The organism is Arthrobacter sp. BGA-UO-ETr-C19, assembly GCF_059568005.1.
Genome location: NZ_JCAQPC010000018.1, coordinates 57,092 through 74,012, shown reverse-complemented (window position 1 = coordinate 74,012; position 16,921 = coordinate 57,092). Strand labels below are relative to the sequence as shown.

Sequence of the window (16,921 nt, the reverse complement as noted above, 5' to 3'; positions counted from 1 at the left end):
GGCACCTTGTGGCCCGCCACCGTCACGGGTTATCGAGTCGGGCTCCCCGGCCATGTTTGATGTTGGACCATGGGTGATGATGGTTGAGTGGGTGAGCGACAACTGCAGCTGGTTGGCAACAATCGATTGCCTCACGGCTTGAGCAGATCGATCTGGCGGGGTGTGTGGTTCGAGACGCCGAAAGCCCGGACCTTCCTGCTGGACTCTAGATCATCGAACGCGCGGGCAACCTCTTCAGGCTCTACTATCGCGTCGGGGCGATGCAGCAACAGGACATCGACGTAGTCGGTTCCCAGCGCCTCCAACGACTCCTGCACTGAGGTCACGATGTGGTCGTATGAGGAGTTGTAATGCCACTCCTCGGCGGCGATGCCCGTCTTGGTTTGAAGGGTGATCTCCTCGCGCTCCGAGGATCTGAGATTCAGGGCTGAGGCAAACCGGCGCTCACACGCGTGACGCTGCCCGCCGTACAAGTCGGCGTGGTCGAAGAAGTCGATGCCAGCATCACGCGCCGCTGTGTACAGCGCGCGGACTTCCTCATCGGAACGGTCTTTGATCCTCATGATGCCAGCGATGATGTTGGGCACCCGTGCGTCCGTCGGTCCAAAGGGAATAGTACGCAAAATTCCTCTGTATGTTATTCGACTAGGAGTAACTGTGAGCGGTGCCCGGCTGCACCGTACCTGCTCTCCGGGAACTAGCAGGAACGTGCCTCGCCCGCCCTGCCTGCGCTACGAGTCAAGAGGACTAGACGGGAAATAAATCGCACCATTGCTCGTGGAATAGATCCCGTATCCCAGGATTTTTGTATTGACGTTTTCCCATAATGCAGGATATCGTCGCTTCAGTCGCGTGTGATGTGCCCCATAGTTCCTCGCGTTCAAGACGGGGCCATCACTGCACCAGGGGTCCCCTGGGCGCCGCTTCCCCTAGCCCATTCGCGAACTTATGCACTCGAAGGCAGCAGGGTTGTCCGGCAGCGATTTTTGTTCCGCTCAAGGAGGAGAAGGTTCATGTCGAGGGAAAACCTCACGGCCGACCGGCCGAGCCAGACAGCATCCGCCGTTGGTTTGCCAACGTCGGGAATGGCACCACGCAAACCGCAGGAAGCATCCGCTACGAGACGGCGAATCGGCTCGATCGCGTGGTCCTCGTTGCCGCCCCTCGTGTTCGTGGCGATCCTGGTGGTCTGGGCTGCAGCGGTGGAGCTGTTCAAGATCCCGGCCTATCTTCTTCCCGGACCCCTTGCCGTCTTCAAGCGTCTGTTCACGGACGCGGGGAGCATTTGGGTCCACACGCAATCCACTCTTGTTGTGCTCGTCGTTGGGCTTTTGCTCAGCATTGTCATCGGCATCCCCCTCGGCTTGGTCATTGCCTTGTCCAAGACCGCTAAACAGCTGGTTTACCCGCCGGTGATAGTCCTGCAGTTGGTGCCGAAGATCGCCGTAGCTCCACTGCTGTTGGTTTGGCTGGGCTTCAGCCTCAACACCAAGGTTGCCCTGGTCGTGCTGATAACCTTCTTTCCCTTGCTGATGGCCAGCATCAGTGGGTTCCGGATTCTTGATGACAGGCTCCTGTACCTGACGCGATCTATGGGGGCAAGCCGCTGGCAAACGTTTTGGACGCTTCGCTTTCCCGCAGCGCTTCCGGTGATCTTCTCCGGTATCAAGACTTCGGCGACCATCGCCATCACCGGTGCCCTTGTCGCCGAGTTCCTTGGCTCGAACAGCGGCCTGGGCTACGCCTTGCTGCGGGCAAGCGGTGCCATGGACACCGAGTACATGTTCGCCATCCTGGTCATCCTGACCGTCATCGGAGTGATCCTCAATTACCTTGTGGAGGCGGTCGAATGGGTGCTGACGCCGTGGCAGCGCCGCGCTGCCTAAACCGCGCATATTCACCAAAGACGGCGGGCTAACCCGGCGTCCGCTCTCACCGCTTTTCAAGCTATTGACAAACAAGATCTAAAGGAATCGTTATGCAAAGAGGCATTACCAAGCTGCTGGCAGCTGCGATCGCCGCAGGAGCAATGCTGCTCTCGGGCTGCGCCAGCCCTTCGGCAAGCGGCACTGGAAGCAATGCGAACCAAGTCCGCTTCCAGATGCACTGGTCCTGGTCAGCTTCCACCGCAGGCTTCGCCGTTGCCCAGGCGGATGGCCTGTACAAAGAAGCTGGAATTGACGCGAAAATTGAGCAGGGCACCGGCTCCGGCACAGCAGTACAACTCGTGGCGAACGGTCAGGCAGACATCGGTATCGCGGACGCAGTGCCTATTAGTCAGCAGATTGAAAAGGGCGCCCCGCTTGTCATCGTCGCAACTGTGAATCAGGTGACCAACATTGCCATGCAGGTCCTGGATTCATCGGGGATCAAGTCGGTCCAGGACCTTAAGGGCAAAACGGTCGCGGTGCCCCAGGGTAGCGCCCACGCTTTCCTGTTCCCCTTGTTCCTCGAGGCGAATGGCCTAACCGAGAAGGATGTCACGGTATCGAACGTTCCCTTTGCCTCCATGCCGGCGGCACTGCTCCAAGGGAACGTGGACGCCATTGTCGGCGGTCAGGACACCGCCGTCTCGCTCGAGCAGCAGCACGCGAACTTCAAGAACTTCCCGTTCGCCGAGCATGGTGTCTCGCCTGTCGCCCATTCAATATTCACGACCCAGAGCTTTGCCGAGAAGAACCCTGATGCTGTGAAGAAGTTCGTTTCGGCAAGCCTCAAAGGCTGGGCTTCGGCACGGGACAATCCCGAACACGCGGTGGCGGCCGTCAAGCAGCTACTGCCAGACTCCGTCGACGGCACCGTACGGGCAGAACTCAAGTTTCTGCTGCCCCTGCTGTGCGCTGCAGACGCAACCACCATCGGGCGCGCTGAGCCGGCGCACTGGCAGCAAAGCAATGACATCTTGACCAAAGCCAAGCTGCTCCCGGCTCCGTTGGACACGGCCAAATCCGTCTCCTACGACTTCCTGCCCGCGGCCAGCGACTTGAAGAGCTGCAAGTAGCCCTCTTGACCGGGCCCGGGACGTCTACGACGCAGCCCCGGGCCCGCTCAAGGTTCATGGGAGCAGGCCAGCAACCTACAGTCTGAACTCACCCTGAGGGTCGCGGTCAACAATGAGGATTCAGATCCGTTACTGCGCGGATCGAGAAAGGCACACCAGTGAACGACACAGCACTGCAGACAAGGGCAGCAGGTCTGCCCATTTCAATCAAGGGGGTCGCCAAAACGTTCAACAGCCCGTCGGGGAAATCTTTTGAGGCGCTCAAGCCCGTTTCAATGGACATCAAGCCCGGAGAATTCATTTCGATCGTCGGCCCGTCCGGTTGCGGCAAGAGCACCCTCATGCTCATGGTTGCCGGACTGCTGGGTCGATCCGACGGCGACATCCGGGTCGGTGGAACATCGGTAAACAAGCCCTTCACCGACATCGGAATCGCCTTCCAGGACCACCTCCTGCTGGATTTCAGAACTGCAATGGAAAATGTCCTGATTCACGCGGACATACGTGGACTGGATAAGAAGGAACTGCGGTCCCGGGCGACGGAGCTGTTCAAACAGCTTCACATTGAGAAGGCCGTAGATAAATACCCGCGCCAGCTCTCCGGTGGTATGCGCCAACGGGTGTCACTCATCCGCACCATCGTCCACGAACCATCGGTACTCCTCCTTGACGAACCGTTCGGGGCACTCGATGCCCTGACCCGTCTCCAGGTCAGGGCCGACCTCGAGGCCCTGTGGCTGCGCAACAGGCCCACAGTGCTCTTCATCACTCATAGCGTTGAAGAAGCCGTCGGTCTGTCCGACCGGATCTTCGTCATGAGCCCGACTCCAGGCGAGGTTGTTGATGAGATCGTTGTCGATCTCCCGCGTCCTCGTCCCCTCGCACTCGTGGAATCCCCTGACTTCGGAACCTACGTCGACAGGATCTACACCCATTTCGAACGAATGGGAGTACTTCACGGCATCGAAATTCCCAAACGAGGAAACGAGTAGGAAGTAGCGGTCCGGCCCGCGCAGGCACCGCCGTCGTCTTAGCGCATCGGCTCCTTGTCCACTGGGGTCCCGTCCAGCCCACGTGCTGCAGGGCCGCGCCATGTATTGGGGCCTCGCCCCCTGTGTCCGACAGCAGTGAAGAGAGAGCCCACCAGGGCGCTACTGAAACGAATCCAGGGCTGTGATTGCCCCGAATGAGTCAGGGCTTTTGCCCTTTTTTGAAGGAGTTTTTGAGTATGAGTACGAAGGTGTCGGAGGAGTTTGATGTGAGCGTGGGTGGGGGAGGGCGCCGGGTCGGGTTTATTTCCGCGGCCGGGGTGGTGGTCCCGTCGGGTGGGTATGAGATGGAGCTCCTGAATCCTGCCACGGGTCGGGTGATCGGTTCCCTGCACGAGGCCGGCCCTGCTGATATTGATGCTGTGGTCGCCGGTGCGAAGACGGCGTATGAGAAGGTGTGGCGCCGTACCGCGCCCGAGGTCCGGGCGAGGATGCTTACGGCCTGGGCGGATGCGATCAGCGCGCACCGCGAGGAACTGGCCGATCTCGAGGTCTCCGATGTGGGCCACTTGCGCCGCGAGGCCATGGCCGACATCGATAACAGCGCCCGGGTGCTTCGCTATTACGCAGGGATCGCCGACAAAATCGAAGGCCGCACGTTCGCGCAATTGCCCGGCCGGCTCTCCTACGGGCTCGATGAGCCTTTCGGGGTCGTGGCCGGGGTCAGCCCCTACAACGGCAACGCGAACTTCGTCGCCCTGAAGGCGGGCCCGGCCCTCGTTGCCGGGAACTGCATTGTCATCAAGGCACCCGAGGTAGCCCCGCTGCTGAATTACCGCATGGTCGAACTCGCCCTGGAAGCCGGTCTTCCCGCCGGTGTCATCAACGTGGTCACCGGCCGCGGAGACAAGGTCGGGCCCCTGCTCACCGAGCACCCTGACATCGGAATGATCGCCTTCACCGGCGGACCGGGCTCGGGACGGGCCATCATCCACCAATCGGCAACCAACATCGTGCCGACGTTCCTGGAACTGGGCGGCAAGAGCCCGGCGATCCTGCTCCCGGACGCCGATCTGGACATCGCGATCCCGTCGCTGCTGCATTCAAACTTCGCCAAGAGCGGCCAAAGCTGCGTGACCGGTTCCCGGATCTTCGTCCCGGCCTCGATGTACGCCGAGGTCACCGAACGGCTCGGGCAAAAAGCCAAAACGGTCCGCGTCGGACTGCCAACCAAGGAATCCTCCCAGATGGGCACGCTCATCAACCGCCAGCACCGCGCCCGGGTTGACGCCCTGGTCAAAAGCGCGCTCAGCGCCGGCGCGGTCGCCCTGGCCGGCGGCGGCCCGGCAGAGGACGGCGACCTCGCGAACGGCGCGTTCTACCAGCCCACCGTCCTGGCCGATGTCACCGATGACAACCCCGCAGCCCTCACGGAGGCCTTCGGCCCGATGGCAAGCGTGCTGTCCTACACCGACACCGACGAAGTCATCGCCCGCGCGAACGCCTCGGAATTCGGCCTCAGCGCCCAGATCTGGGGCAACGACGCACGGACCATCCAGCACTTGGCCAAGGAGCTGATCGCGGGAACGGTATGGATCAACACCTACCGCTCCTTCCACCCCACCGTCCCCTTCGGCGGCATGAAACAAAGCGGCTTCGGCAAAGAAAACGGCTTCGACTCCGTCGCGATGTACACCCGCCGCAAAGCAGTCGTCTGGGACCTCACCACCGAACGCGAACTCCCCTACACCAACTAACAGCGCTGTTTGCGGCGGTTATAGCGGGTATGGGCGTGTTTTGGCGAGAAGGCCGAGCACCTGCCGGGCGGCCTTTCAAGCGCGCGAGGAAATGAAGAACTACAAACAAGGGAGAGTACGACATGAGTGAGCTTGTAGAGCCGCGTGGTGAGCGGCTGATAGGGCGACGGATCATTATCACGGGCGCCGCTTCCGGCATCGGAAAAAGTACCGCCCAGCTGTTCGCGCGTGAGGGAGCGACAGTTGGTCTGCTTGACCGTGACAAGGAGAAGCTGCACGACACCGCTGAAGAAATCGGGGGTGCGGCTTTTCCCGTCGACATTACCGACGATGAGGCAGTCGCCCGTGCCGTTGCGGAAGCTGCAGCCGCGCTCAGCGGAATTGACGGTGTTGTTAACGCCGCTGGCATTATGTTTCGTGGGCACGCGGTCGACGTGCCGGCGCAGGACTGGCGCAGGGTGATCGATATCAATCTCACGGGCACATACAACGTAGTCCGCAGCTGCATACCTTGGCTTCTGCAGGAAAAGTCCCCAACAGTCGTCACGATCGCCTCGGCGGCGGGGCTGCTTCCGAACTCGCCCGGTTACACGGCCTACGCCGCATCCAAGGGCGGCGTCATCGCTCTGACGAAAGCCCTGGCGGCGGAACTGGCGCCTGCAGTCCGGGCGAACACGGTATGTCCTGGCATGGTCGACACAGCCATGGCCGATGGACATAGGGGAAACGTTGGAAACTACGCGCTCAACCGTCTGGCCGACCCAATCGAAATCGCCCGGGCCATTCTCTTCCTGTCCACCCCGGAATCCTCCTACATCACGGGATCGGCCCTAGCAACAGATGGCGGCAGGTCCTTCCACTAATCGTTATCGCGACGATTCCATGGGATGGCAGGCCCCTCCAAAGGGGTCTGCCATAACCCGTTTCATCAGGGCCCTCGCTACGGATGCCGGGCGCCTGTTTGATGGAGAAAACCATCTCAGCCAGCACACAAGGAGTAACCAAGCATGCGCGCAACCATTCTCCACGCACCCGGCGACGTCCGCGTCGAGGACCGCGACAGGCCCGCCGTCCAGGAACCCACGGACGCCGTCATCAAACTCGTCGCCGCTTGTGTGTGCGGGTCGGACCTGTGGCCCTACCGCGGTGACGACACTGTAACCGAACCCGTCGCGATGGGCCACGAGTACGTGGGCATCGTAGAGGAGATCGGCGCGGACGTGCACAACCTTCAAGTGGGCCAGTTCGTCGTCGGGTCCTTCTTCGCTTCGGACAACACCTGCGAAATTTGCCGTTCCGGCTACCAAAGCGGGTGTGTGCACCGGCAAGGCGTGGGTGGCGCGCAGGCGGAGTACATGCGCGTTCCCCTGGCCGATGGCACCTTGGTAGCCACTCCTGGCCACCCCGACGCTGATAAGATCCCGTCACTGCTCGCCGCCTCCGATGTGCTGGGCACGGGTTGGTTCGCCGCCAAGGCCGCGGAAGTCGGACCCGGCAAGACTGTAGCGGTAGTGGGCGACGGCGCCGTGGGACTCCTGGGTGTCGTGGCAGCCAAGCACATGGGTGCTGAGCGCATCATCGCCATGTCCCGCCACGCTGACCGGCAGGCGCTTGCCCGCGAATTCGGTGCCACGGACATCGTGGAGGAGCGCGGCGACGAAGGCGTGGAGAAGATCAAGGAACTCACCGGCGGCCTGGGCGCGCATTCGGTCCTGGAAGCCGTGGGAACTCAGGAATCCATGATGCAGGCCATCCGCGCAACACGCCGGGGCGGCCACGTCGGGTACGTCGGCGTTGCCCACGATGTCGCACTGCCAGGCCTGGAAATGTTCTTCTCACACGTCCACCTCCACGGCGGGCCCGCTCCCGTCCGGGAGTACCTTCCCGAGCTGATCGACCTCATCCTCACGGGGCGGATCAACCCCGGAAAAGTCTTTGACCTCGAACTGCCGCTTGACCAGGCAGCCGAAGGCTACAAAGCCATGGACGAACGCCGCGCCATCAAGGTGCTCCTGCGCCCCTAGCACCTGACGAGAACGAGACAGACGTTGGCCTGGTCGGCATACGGGGGAATAGGGCGCGCGGCTGTGCTGCTCGAATCTGGTGACCTAGCGTGCCCAAAGCCAAAGGAACGGATGACAAAATGACAACTATCGCAATCATCGGTGCAGGCAGGGGACTGGGCGCCGCCACGGCGAAGCGTTTCGGGCGCGGCGGCTTCGACGTCGCCTTGATTTCGCGCACGCAGGAGCATGTTGATCTCCTCACGCGCGACCTCGCCAATGAGGGGATCAAGGCACAGGGCTTCACCGCCGACGTGGAGGATCGCCAGTCGCTGAACGCTGCTCTGGAACGGGCGGCAGCTGAGCTGGACCCGATCGAAGTGCTGCAGTACAGCCCGGTTCCGAGGAAGGAGTTCCTGCGCCCTGTGCTGGAAACGACAGCTGACGACCTTGCAGCAGCTGTCGCTTTTTCAATTCTCGGCCCGGCCGCAGCCGTCCAGCAGGTCCTTGGCGGAATGCGGGAGTTGGGCCGAGGAACCATACTCTTTGTCAATGGCTCCAGTGCCGTCACCCCCAACGAACGCGTGGCAGGAACCTCAACTGCCTTCGCAGGTGAGTCGGCTTACGCGTCAATGCTGCACACGGCGCTAAAGTCTGAGGGTATCCAGGTTAGGCAGCTCATCATCCCCGGGGCAATCGGTGGCGGTGACCCGGCTTTCGCTCCAGACGCCCTGGCGGATCAGCTCTGGGAACTGCACACAGAGCCTGGAATTCTCCGCAAGACGGTAGGCGAACACTGAACAGCAGAGCCGTCGCACGGGACAGGCTGCAGTACGGGACATTGCTATCCAGGCAGACGGTTTGTTGGGCTGAGCGCTAATCAGTTTCCGGGCCCGTGCAGAACGGACAGTCCCTGTTTCCGCCTCCATCGCAAAACTGGGCTCTGTACATATCAAACGGCGGTGGTTCGCTCGTGGCGGCCTGCCTCGATATTTCCACTTTGCTGTCTTCCCTTCTCCCTGCACCTGGCGGATGGATTCCGGACCAGGCTCCGGTCCTGAAATAGATCGCCGGAGGCCGGCCGGTCGCGAGGTACGGCCGGCCCCGGCAAGACTGTTGTCGGGAGGCCAAGTTGTTCTTGCTCTGGCAAAGTCTTAGCCGCACACGTCAGCCGGTGCCATCCGTCGGCGGTGCGGATCGAATAGTTAGTTCCTTTTCCCCGAGCGGAACGAAGACGCGCGGTTCCACCCCATCAGCCGCCAGCCAGAAGCCGGACTTGTCTCGCATGACTGCTTCGATGGGACCCCGTCGCGTCCCGAACCGCGGTGCCTGTACTTCGATGTATTCGCCCGGTGCCAGCTTCCACCTGCTGCCGTTCCGGTCCTTTTGCTCATCTTCAGGAGCCATTGTTGTCCCTTGAGTCAGTGGCTGAATCTTTTCAGGCGGGACGCCCCTCCCTTGCGGGCCGGGAGACGTTCTCCCTCGACAGTCCTTGATAGTGCTGACTTGCGACCGGCGCGGCGGGATGCCAACAGTTGCCAGAAATTTCTTGCTTGGCATCCGCCACTTTCACCTGCTCGTGTCGTTGTAGAGGCCTGCAGCCCGTGCGCGCTGTGTGGCAAGTTCGATGATCAGGTCAAGGTTTGGGGTTGGGACTTGGGCCAGTTCGGCGAGGTCGAGCGGGACGCGGAACAGCCCGTCGATTTCCATGGACCGACCGGCCAGCAAGTCCTGCGCGATGCTTTGCAGGTGACGCGAGGTGGCGAGCTTTGCCAACCCTTCGTCCGGATCACCCGGATCACAACCAAGGGCACGGGCGACAGCGACGCCCTCATCTGCCATTGCCTTGGCGGTGCCGGCAATCGCGGGTTTGTTGAGAACATCCTTCATCGGGGAGGCACTCAGGGTGGCCAGCGACCCCCCGATCAGGTTCATGACCAGTTTGGCCCAGATGGCGTCCCGGATCTTGGTTGTGACGCTGACCTCGAGCCCGGTGGGATTCAGCAGCGACGCCAGCGCACCCAGCCTGGGGTCCGTAATTCCGTCGGGACGGCCGATGATGAGGCGGTTGCGTGCGTTTTCTGCACGTACCACTCCGGGTTCGATGACGGTGCAGGCGGTGTAGGCGACGGCACCCACTGCCCGTTCCGGCCCGATGAGGTCCCATAGCGTTCCCTTGGGATCCAGCCGCCGCAACTGGGTGCCGTCCAGCTCTCCGCCGTGGGAGTGGAAGTACCACCAGGGGATGCCGTTCATGACGAACAGCACGAGGCTGTCGTCATGAAGTAGGGATTTGATGCCCTCGGCGATAGTGGGCAGGGCGGGGGCCTTGACTGTGACGATGACAATGTCTTGGGGGCCAAGGTCGGCGGGTCGGTCGGTGGCTACGGGGTGGGACAGGAGCGTTCCGTCGCGGGTCTCTACCCGCAGCCCGTTTTGCTGGATGGCGGCAAGCTGTTCACCTCGGGCGATCAGCGAGACCTCGGCTTCAGTGCCAGCGAGCCGCCCGGCAATGTGCCCGCCGACAGCTCCCGCTCCGTATATGCAGATTTTCATGTTCTCTGTTCCGTGATGTCGCGACTAGGCAAACTGCTGACGTTTTTGCTTGGCTGCGGTGCTGAGGAAAGTGATGTCGTTGCCGGTGGATACGTAGCCGGCACCGAGCTCGAGGTACTGGCGGATCAGGTCCGGCCAACCGCCGAGGCCACCGATTCCCACCGAAACCCCATTCGCCTGGCAGGCCTTAAGGACCCGCAGGTAGGCGTCGTGCACTTTGGGGTGATCCATTTGCCCCGCGATGCCGAGCCCGACGCTGAGGTCGTTCGCTCCGACCAGGATCATGTCGAGCCCGTCCACGGCGGCGATGTCTTCGACCGCGTCGAGGCCTGTCTGGGATTCGATCATCGCCACGACCATGGAGGATTCGTCAAGCACCCGAACGACGTCGGCGGGCGGGTATGTCCGGTAGTTCAGTTGGGGTGCGGCACCGGCGAGAGAGCGTCCCCCAAGGGGTGCATGTTTGACTGCCCGGACGAGGGCACGGGCCTGGTCGGCCGATTCCACATCCGGCACAATGATGCCCATGGCGCCGGAGTCCATGACCCTGGCGATGTAGGCCGGGTCCAGGCCGGGAACACGGACCAGGGGCGTAACGCCGAGGTGGTTGCAGGCCATGCAGATCTGCCCTGCGGCTTCCAGGGAAAAGCTGCTGTGCTCCATGTCGATGTAGACGGAGTCGAATCCTGCCGTGTGGGCGATGGAGGCGATATCCACGGTCCGTACCAACCGGACGGTCATGGAGTATACGGTTTCGCCTTTGGCCAGCTTGTCCTTGACGTGGTTTCGCAGGACGGGTGCAGTTGCGGTGTTCATTTTTTGCGTCTCCTGATCGACTCTAATTTTTTCAGCCGAAGAGAGTCGGCAATGCTTGGGCTTCGTCCTCGAAGCCGTAGACAGACTTGATTTCCAGGTATTCCTCGAGCCCGAACCGACCCATGGAGCGGCCGATGCCGGACTGCTTGTATCCACCCATGGGGGTGTAGGAGTCGGTGGCTGCGCCGTTGTAGCTCACTCGCCCGGCACGGAGGCGGCTGGCGACGCGGCGGGCGTTGTCGCGGGCTTCGCCGAAGACGTAGCCGCCGAGCCCGTAGGGGGAGTCGTTGGCGATGCGAAGGGCTTCTTCCTCATCCTTGTAAGGGATGACGGCGAGGACTGGTCCGAAGATTTCCTCGCGGGCGATGGTCATTTCGGGGGTGACGCCGGTGAACACGGTGGGCTGGATGAAGTAGCCCACGTCGAGGCCTTCGGGCCGGTCGAGGCCACCGGTGACGAGCTGGGCGCCTTCGTTGATGCCGCTTTGGATGAGGTCGCGGATGGATTTGTACTGGGCGGCGGTGACGACCGGGCCCATGGTGGTGGTGGTGTCGAGCGGATCACCGAGCCGGAACCGTCGTGCTTCGTCGACGAGGAACGGGGCGATCTGGTCGATCTGGCTTTCGTGGACCAGCATGCGGGTGGGGGCGTGGCAGGACTGGCCGGCGTTGAAGAAGGCGCGTTGGATGTTCCAGCGGGCGGCTTTTTCGAGGTCGGCGTCGGGGAGCACGATGTTGGCGGATTTTCCGCCGAGTTCAAGGCTGACCCGTTTGACGGTTTCCGCAGCGGCTGCTCCTACCTGTTGGCCGGCGCCGGTGGAACCGGTAAAGGAGATCATATCCACGCCGGGGTGGCGGGACAGAGCATCCCCTACCTCGCGGCCGGTGCCGTTGACGAGGTTGAACACACCCGCCGGGATCTTGGCATCGTGCAGCACCTGGGCAAGGAGTGCACCGCTGGCGGCGGAGTTGATGCTGGGCTTGGCCACGATGGTGCACCCGGCGGCCAGGGCGTAGATGAGTTTGATGACGCCGGTTTGGATGGGCCAGTTCCAGGGGGAGATCAGGGCGCAGACGCCGATGGGTTCCCGGCGGACGATGGCGCCGCCGATACGGGTCTCGAACGGGTACTCGCGCAGGATGTCCCGCGCGACCCGCATGTGTTCGGCCGGGCCGGTGACCTGGGCCCGGTTGTTAACCGGGATGCCCTCTTCGCGGGCGATTAGCTCGGAGAACTCATCAATCCGGGATTGGTAAACGTCAATGATCCGGTCGATCAGCGCGATGCGTTCTTCCACGGTAGTGGTGGAGAAAGTCTCGAATGCCTTCTGCGCCGCTGCCACCGCGCGGTCCACGTCCTCGGCCGTTCCCAGGGTGATCTGGGCGAAGGGCTCCTCGCGGGTGGGATCGATCAGCTCCACTACCCGGGAGCCTGCCGGTTCGGTCCACTGACCATCAATGTAAAGGTGCGGGTATTGCTTCATGAGCGGGTTCTCCTGTGGCTGGCTGTGCTTTTAGGGTTAGCTGCTGTGGGTGTAGCCGCCGTCGCAGGCGATGGTCTGGCCGGTGATAAATGATGATGCCGGTGTTGCAAGGAAGATCATGATGCCGACCAGGTCGGTGGGGACCATGCCGCGGGGGATGCACTGCAGGGAAGCGGCGCGTTCGCGGACCTCTTGTGTGGGATTGACGGTGCGTTCGACTTCGGTGGCGACGCTGCCGGGCCGGATGCAATTCACGGTGATGCCGTAGGGGCCCAGTTCGCGGGCCAAGGAGTTGGTCATGCCGATTACTGCCGACTTTGACGTGACGTAATGCAGGTAGTTGACCGTGCCGCGCGTGACCGCGTCGGATGAGACGTTGATGATCCGCCCGAAGCCCGCCTTGCGCATATGGTCAGCGACCGCACGCGCGCACAGGTAGGTGCCGGTGATGTTCACCTTAAGGACGTTTTCCCACTGTGCCAGGGGGATCTGGTCGAACGGGACCTTGTCCAGCGTGGCGAAGATGGAGGCGTTGTTGATCAGTACATCGATCCGGCCCCAGGTTTCGATCACGGCGTTAACCATTGCTGTGACGGACGGTTCGTCGGCGACGTTGACCTTGACGGCCAAGCCTGTGCCGCCGGCATCGTGGATTTCTTTGACGACCGATTCAGCCTTCTCAATATCCAGGTCGGCCACAACGGAAACCGCCCCGGCGGCGGCGTACTGGCGTGCCAGCTCTCGCCCGATGCCTTGGGCGGCGCCGGTGACAACGACTACCCGCCCTTCTACGCTGAAGTCCCGTGCCGACGCCGGGACGCCGGAGTCATGGGGGGTGTGAGTCAGGGGTGTCGTCGTCATAGTTGGTCCTTGTGGCGTCGTTGTCATTATGGATTGCAGAAAGCGGTGGGCGCCGGTGCCACGGCGGGCCCTACGTCGCGCTAGGCCGCTGAGTTCTGCAGGAGGAGCAAGAGTGCGTTTGGCTAACAATATCCCGTAATTTGGGATTCAGTCAAGAGATGCTACAAGGAGGGTTCAGGGCGTCACCCCTTCTGGAAGTGGGAATCCGGCATGGCCGCCCAAGCTCTGCTTTTGGCCCAATGATCCCGGATCCAAGGGGCGAGGCCGACAGTTGGCCTACACAGGGGAGGCGCCAGCAGCCTCCGGCCCGATCAGAAGAATTGGGCGCTGGTAGCTTGTGGCGCCCGGTATCAGCCTCAGTTGGAGAATGCGGGGACGACGGTTCCGGAAATATCCCGAAAGTCGGTGCGAGGAAGCCGCCGCGGGCACTTGCGCATGATGAAGACCAGTGGATGGCGGCGAGTCGGACTGCGCGGGTTATGACCTGCCCTGGTTCTCAGCGAGGCGTTGGGAGATGGTGGCTGCCGCTTGCTTGACGGCCTGTATTGCTTGGTCGACGTTGATGTCCCGGATGTTTTCATCCCAAGCGACGCCGACGCTGCCGACCGCGGTCTTCTGGTCGGTGAGGATGGGCGCCGCGACGCCATAAACTCCTGGATTAAATTCGCCCCTGGTCAGCAGGTATCCGTCTTTTTTGATCTCTCCGAGGGTCTTGCGGAATTCACCCCAGGTGGCGCCCAGTCCGGTGCGCTCAATCTCATCCTGATGGCGGGGGTAGATGGCCTTAAGTCGGTGATGAGGGAGGTGGGCCAGGATGACCTTCGATCCTGCACCTTGGAACATGGGGCGCCGCTGCCCGCGGCTGAACCTGTTTTCGGGGCTCGTCCGGGCGCGCGATTCACCGATGCACAGGACGGAATCCCGAAATGCCGTCAGCAAAAGGGCAGAGTGGCCGACATTCTCCACCAGATCGTCAAGAACCCCATGGCTCGCCAGTAGCAGCGGATCGGTTTGCCGGATCTGCAGGTCCATCTCGATGATTCGCGGGCCTAGGGTGTAGTAGCCGTTGCGCACCGTCGTGAGCAGGCCGGCGTCATGCAGGGTCTTGATATAGCGGTAGCCCGTGGACCTGGACGTCTCCATCGCCTCGATAAGATCGGCCGTCGACCAGACGGGGCCAGCTTCGCTGAACAGCTCCAGGACTTGCAGCATTCGGGCAAGGCTGCCCACGCTGTCGGCAGTCTCGGTCACTTCGCCGGGGCCACTGACCGAACTGGGTCCACTCATGACGCGAGTCCTTATCGTTCTCGATGCAGCAAGCCTTTGGTCTGCCGCATCATTTCGAGCGGTGAATAAAGTCCCATTCTACAGGATTTCTTATACTTCGACAGGGAGTTCGCAAGCACGGATAAGTAAGCCTGGCCGCCACCGCACCATTGACGAGGGCCTTCATATATGGAAGCATCTTTTACATGTAAAACACCCGGTCAGCCGAAGCCTAGAAAGTGTGTCCGGACCGATGGAGTGCCGCCACGGCTGAGGAACGGCTTGCATGCCTTGTATGCGGCTGAATCGGCAGGTCGGGAGCAGCAAAAAAGACCACTTCATGGACGTCTTGGTGAGAAGCCCTCTGGGAACCAACTGATGTCCGGAGCCACGCAAGACCATTCCTTGCTAAACCTTGGGATGATCCCCTTTTTGAAGGAGTTTTTGAGTATGAGTACGAAGGTGTCGGAGGAGTTTGATGTGAGCGTGGGTGGGGGAGGGCGCCGGGTCGGGTTTATTTCCGCGGCCGGGGTGGTGGTCCCGTCGGGTGGGTATGAGATGGAGCTCCTGAATCCTGCCACGGGTCGGGTGATCGGTTCCCTGCACGAGGCCGGCCCTGCTGATATTGATGCTGTGGTCGCCGGTGCGAAGACGGCGTATGAGAAGGTGTGGCGCCGTACCGCGCCCGAGGTCCGGGCGAGGATGCTTACGGCCTGGGCGGATGCGATCAGCGCGCACCGCGAGGAACTGGCCGATCTCGAGGTCTCCGATGTGGGCCACTTGCGCCGCGAGGCCATGGCCGACATCGATAACAGCGCCCGGGTGCTTCGCTATTACGCAGGGATCGCCGACAAAATCGAAGGCCGCACGTTCGCGCAATTGCCCGGCCGGCTCTCCTACGGGCTCGATGAGCCTTTCGGGGTCGTGGCCGGGGTCAGCCCCTACAACGGCAACGCGAACTTCGTCGCCCTGAAGGCGGGCCCGGCCCTCGTTGCCGGGAACTGCATTGTCATCAAGGCACCCGAGGTAGCCCCGCTGCTGAATTACCGCATGGTCGAACTCGCCCTGGAAGCCGGTCTTCCCGCCGGTGTCATCAACGTGGTCACCGGCCGCGGAGACAAGGTCGGGCCCCTGCTCACCGAGCACCCTGACATCGGAATGATCGCCTTCACCGGCGGACCGGGCTCGGGACGGGCCATCATCCACCAATCGGCAACCAACATCGTGCCGACGTTCCTGGAACTGGGCGGCAAGAGCCCGGCGATCCTGCTCCCGGACGCCGATCTGGACATCGCGATCCCGTCGCTGCTGCATTCAAACTTCGCCAAGAGCGGCCAAAGCTGCGTGACCGGTTCCCGGATCTTCGTCCCGGCCTCGATGTACGCCGAGGTCACCGAACGGCTCGGGCAAAAAGCCAAAACGGTCCGCGTCGGACTGCCAACCAAGGAATCCTCCCAGATGGGCACGCTCATCAACCGCCAGCACCGCGCCCGGGTTGACGCCCTGGTCAAAAGCGCGCTCAGCGCCGGCGCGGTCGCCCTGGCCGGCGGCGGCCCGGCAGAGGACGGCGACCTCGCGAACGGCGCGTTCTACCAGCCCACCGTCCTGGCCGATGTCACCGATGACAACCCCGCAGCCCTCACGGAGGCCTTCGGCCCGATGGCAAGCGTGCTGTCCTACACCGACACCGACGAAGTCATCGCCCGCGCGAACGCCTCGGAATTCGGCCTCAGCGCCCAGATCTGGGGCAACGACGCACGGACCATCCAGCACTTGGCCAAGGAGCTGATCGCGGGAACGGTATGGATCAACACCTACCGCTCCTTCCACCCCACCGTCCCCTTCGGCGGCATGAAACAAAGCGGCTTCGGCAAAGAAAACGGCTTCGACTCCGTCGCGATGTACACCCGCCGCAAAGCAGTCGTCTGGGACCTCACCACCGAACGCGAACTCCCCTACACCAACTGACGCGCACGGGCTGAAGCGGCCTTCTGATCGAGCGCATTCCGTGCGTGGCACGAGAAGCAAAAAAGCAAAGTAGGGTTCCCGTCCATGGACGGGAACCCTACTTTGCTGGGGGAAGTGCCAGGTGAAAGCACCAGCGTGACCACGTTCCTAGTCATGGGTCTCCTGGTCTGGGACGCCCTCCAATAGGAGTCGGGTGCAGCATGCCCTGCGCTGGGCGAGAG

Annotated in this window: 14 protein-coding genes and 1 pseudogene; 8 read left to right on the top strand and 7 right to left on the bottom strand. The window is 62.2% G+C overall.

Annotated elements, in window-relative coordinates; translation table 11 throughout:
* Positions 1-12: 12 nt before the first annotated feature.
* Positions 13-623 (bottom strand): annotated as a pseudogene (locus AC57BR_RS10330) (aldo/keto reductase); the annotation flags it as partial.
* Positions 624-1,172: 549 nt separating this feature from the next.
* Here AC57BR_RS10330 and AC57BR_RS10325 point away from each other — a divergent pair.
* The 7 genes from AC57BR_RS10325 to AC57BR_RS10295 all read left to right on the top strand — a co-directional run bounded on the left by AC57BR_RS10325 (position 1,173) and on the right by AC57BR_RS10295 (position 8,550).
* A complete protein-coding gene (locus tag AC57BR_RS10325; RefSeq protein ID WP_496360186.1) occupies positions 1,173-1,886 on the top strand; it encodes an ABC transporter permease in 714 nt (237 codons plus the stop codon).
* A gap of 143 nt (positions 1,887-2,029) precedes the next feature.
* Positions 2,030-3,001 (top strand): ABC transporter substrate-binding protein, encoded by a 972-nt coding sequence (locus AC57BR_RS10320; protein ID WP_496360184.1) that lies wholly within the window; start codon positions 2,030-2,032, stop codon positions 2,999-3,001.
* A 158-nt stretch (positions 3,002-3,159) separates the two neighbouring features.
* Positions 3,160-3,993, top strand: a complete 834-nt coding sequence (locus AC57BR_RS10315; RefSeq protein ID WP_496360182.1) for an ABC transporter ATP-binding protein — start codon at positions 3,160-3,162, stop codon at positions 3,991-3,993.
* 236 nt (positions 3,994-4,229) lie between these two features.
* Complete coding sequence (locus tag AC57BR_RS10310; RefSeq protein ID WP_496360162.1) at positions 4,230-5,747, top strand: aldehyde dehydrogenase family protein; 1,518 nt, start codon at positions 4,230-4,232, stop codon at positions 5,745-5,747.
* Positions 5,748-5,869: 122 nt separating this feature from the next.
* The gene (locus AC57BR_RS10305; protein WP_496360179.1) at positions 5,870-6,610 is read left to right on the top strand and encodes an SDR family NAD(P)-dependent oxidoreductase; all 741 of its coding nucleotides are present in this window, start codon (positions 5,870-5,872) and stop codon (positions 6,608-6,610) included.
* Positions 6,611-6,754: 144 nt separating this feature from the next.
* Entirely contained in the window at positions 6,755-7,771 is a 1,017-nt protein-coding gene (locus AC57BR_RS10300) for a zinc-dependent alcohol dehydrogenase family protein (protein ID WP_496360178.1), read from the top strand.
* 119 nt (positions 7,772-7,890) lie between these two features.
* A complete protein-coding gene (locus AC57BR_RS10295) occupies positions 7,891-8,550 on the top strand; it encodes an SDR family NAD(P)-dependent oxidoreductase (RefSeq protein ID WP_496360176.1) in 660 nt (219 codons plus the stop codon).
* A gap of 367 nt (positions 8,551-8,917) precedes the next feature.
* On the opposite strand, the gene AC57BR_RS10290 is transcribed toward AC57BR_RS10295, so the two are convergent.
* From AC57BR_RS10290 to AC57BR_RS10265, 6 genes are all read right to left on the bottom strand, one after another.
* Positions 8,918-9,157 carry a hypothetical protein gene (locus tag AC57BR_RS10290; RefSeq protein ID WP_496360175.1) on the bottom strand — a complete coding sequence of 80 codons (240 nt, stop codon included), beginning with the start codon at positions 9,155-9,157 and terminating at the stop codon, positions 8,918-8,920.
* A gap of 162 nt (positions 9,158-9,319) precedes the next feature.
* Positions 9,320-10,306 carry a ketopantoate reductase family protein gene (locus AC57BR_RS10285; protein ID WP_496360172.1) on the bottom strand — a complete coding sequence of 329 codons (987 nt, stop codon included), beginning with the start codon at positions 10,304-10,306 and terminating at the stop codon, positions 9,320-9,322.
* A 24-nt stretch (positions 10,307-10,330) separates the two neighbouring features.
* Complete coding sequence (locus tag AC57BR_RS10280; RefSeq protein ID WP_496360170.1) at positions 10,331-11,122, bottom strand: HpcH/HpaI aldolase family protein; 792 nt, start codon at positions 11,120-11,122, stop codon at positions 10,331-10,333.
* 31 nt (positions 11,123-11,153) lie between these two features.
* On the bottom strand, positions 11,154-12,605 hold the full coding sequence (locus AC57BR_RS10275) for an aldehyde dehydrogenase family protein (protein ID WP_496360168.1): 1,452 nt from the start codon (positions 12,603-12,605) through the stop codon (positions 11,154-11,156).
* 36 nt (positions 12,606-12,641) lie between these two features.
* Positions 12,642-13,466, bottom strand: a complete 825-nt coding sequence (locus tag AC57BR_RS10270; protein ID WP_496360166.1) for an SDR family NAD(P)-dependent oxidoreductase — start codon at positions 13,464-13,466, stop codon at positions 12,642-12,644.
* A 477-nt stretch (positions 13,467-13,943) separates the two neighbouring features.
* Positions 13,944-14,753, bottom strand: a complete 810-nt coding sequence (locus tag AC57BR_RS10265; protein ID WP_496360164.1) for an IclR family transcriptional regulator — start codon at positions 14,751-14,753, stop codon at positions 13,944-13,946.
* Positions 14,754-15,182: 429 nt separating this feature from the next.
* Here AC57BR_RS10265 and AC57BR_RS10260 point away from each other — a divergent pair, with 429 nt between their 5' ends.
* Positions 15,183-16,700 carry an aldehyde dehydrogenase family protein gene (locus AC57BR_RS10260; protein WP_496360162.1) on the top strand — a complete coding sequence of 506 codons (1,518 nt, stop codon included), beginning with the start codon at positions 15,183-15,185 and terminating at the stop codon, positions 16,698-16,700.
* Positions 16,701-16,921: the final 221 nt, after the last annotated feature.

Coding starts and splice junctions, on each gene's coding strand:
- AC57BR_RS10320 (WP_496360184.1), top strand. CDS start 2,030: ATGCTGCTCTCGGGCTGCGCCAGCCCTTCGGCAAGCGGCACTGGAAGC.
- AC57BR_RS10310 (WP_496360162.1), top strand. CDS start 4,230: ATGAGTACGAAGGTGTCGGAGGAGTTTGATGTGAGCGTGGGTGGGGGA.
- AC57BR_RS10305 (WP_496360179.1), top strand. CDS start 5,870: ATGAGTGAGCTTGTAGAGCCGCGTGGTGAGCGGCTGATAGGGCGACGG.
- AC57BR_RS10300 (WP_496360178.1), top strand. CDS start 6,755: ATGCGCGCAACCATTCTCCACGCACCCGGCGACGTCCGCGTCGAGGAC.
- AC57BR_RS10295 (WP_496360176.1), top strand. CDS start 7,891: ATGACAACTATCGCAATCATCGGTGCAGGCAGGGGACTGGGCGCCGCC.
- AC57BR_RS10290 (WP_496360175.1), bottom strand. CDS start 9,157: ATGGCTCCTGAAGATGAGCAAAAGGACCGGAACGGCAGCAGGTGGAAG.
- AC57BR_RS10285 (WP_496360172.1), bottom strand. CDS start 10,306: ATGAAAATCTGCATATACGGAGCGGGAGCTGTCGGCGGGCACATTGCC.
- AC57BR_RS10280 (WP_496360170.1), bottom strand. CDS start 11,122: ATGAACACCGCAACTGCACCCGTCCTGCGAAACCACGTCAAGGACAAG.
- AC57BR_RS10275 (WP_496360168.1), bottom strand. CDS start 12,605: ATGAAGCAATACCCGCACCTTTACATTGATGGTCAGTGGACCGAACCG.
- AC57BR_RS10270 (WP_496360166.1), bottom strand. CDS start 13,466: ATGACGACGACACCCCTGACTCACACCCCCCATGACTCCGGCGTCCCG.
- AC57BR_RS10265 (WP_496360164.1), bottom strand. CDS start 14,753: ATGAGTGGACCCAGTTCGGTCAGTGGCCCCGGCGAAGTGACCGAGACT.
- AC57BR_RS10260 (WP_496360162.1), top strand. CDS start 15,183: ATGAGTACGAAGGTGTCGGAGGAGTTTGATGTGAGCGTGGGTGGGGGA.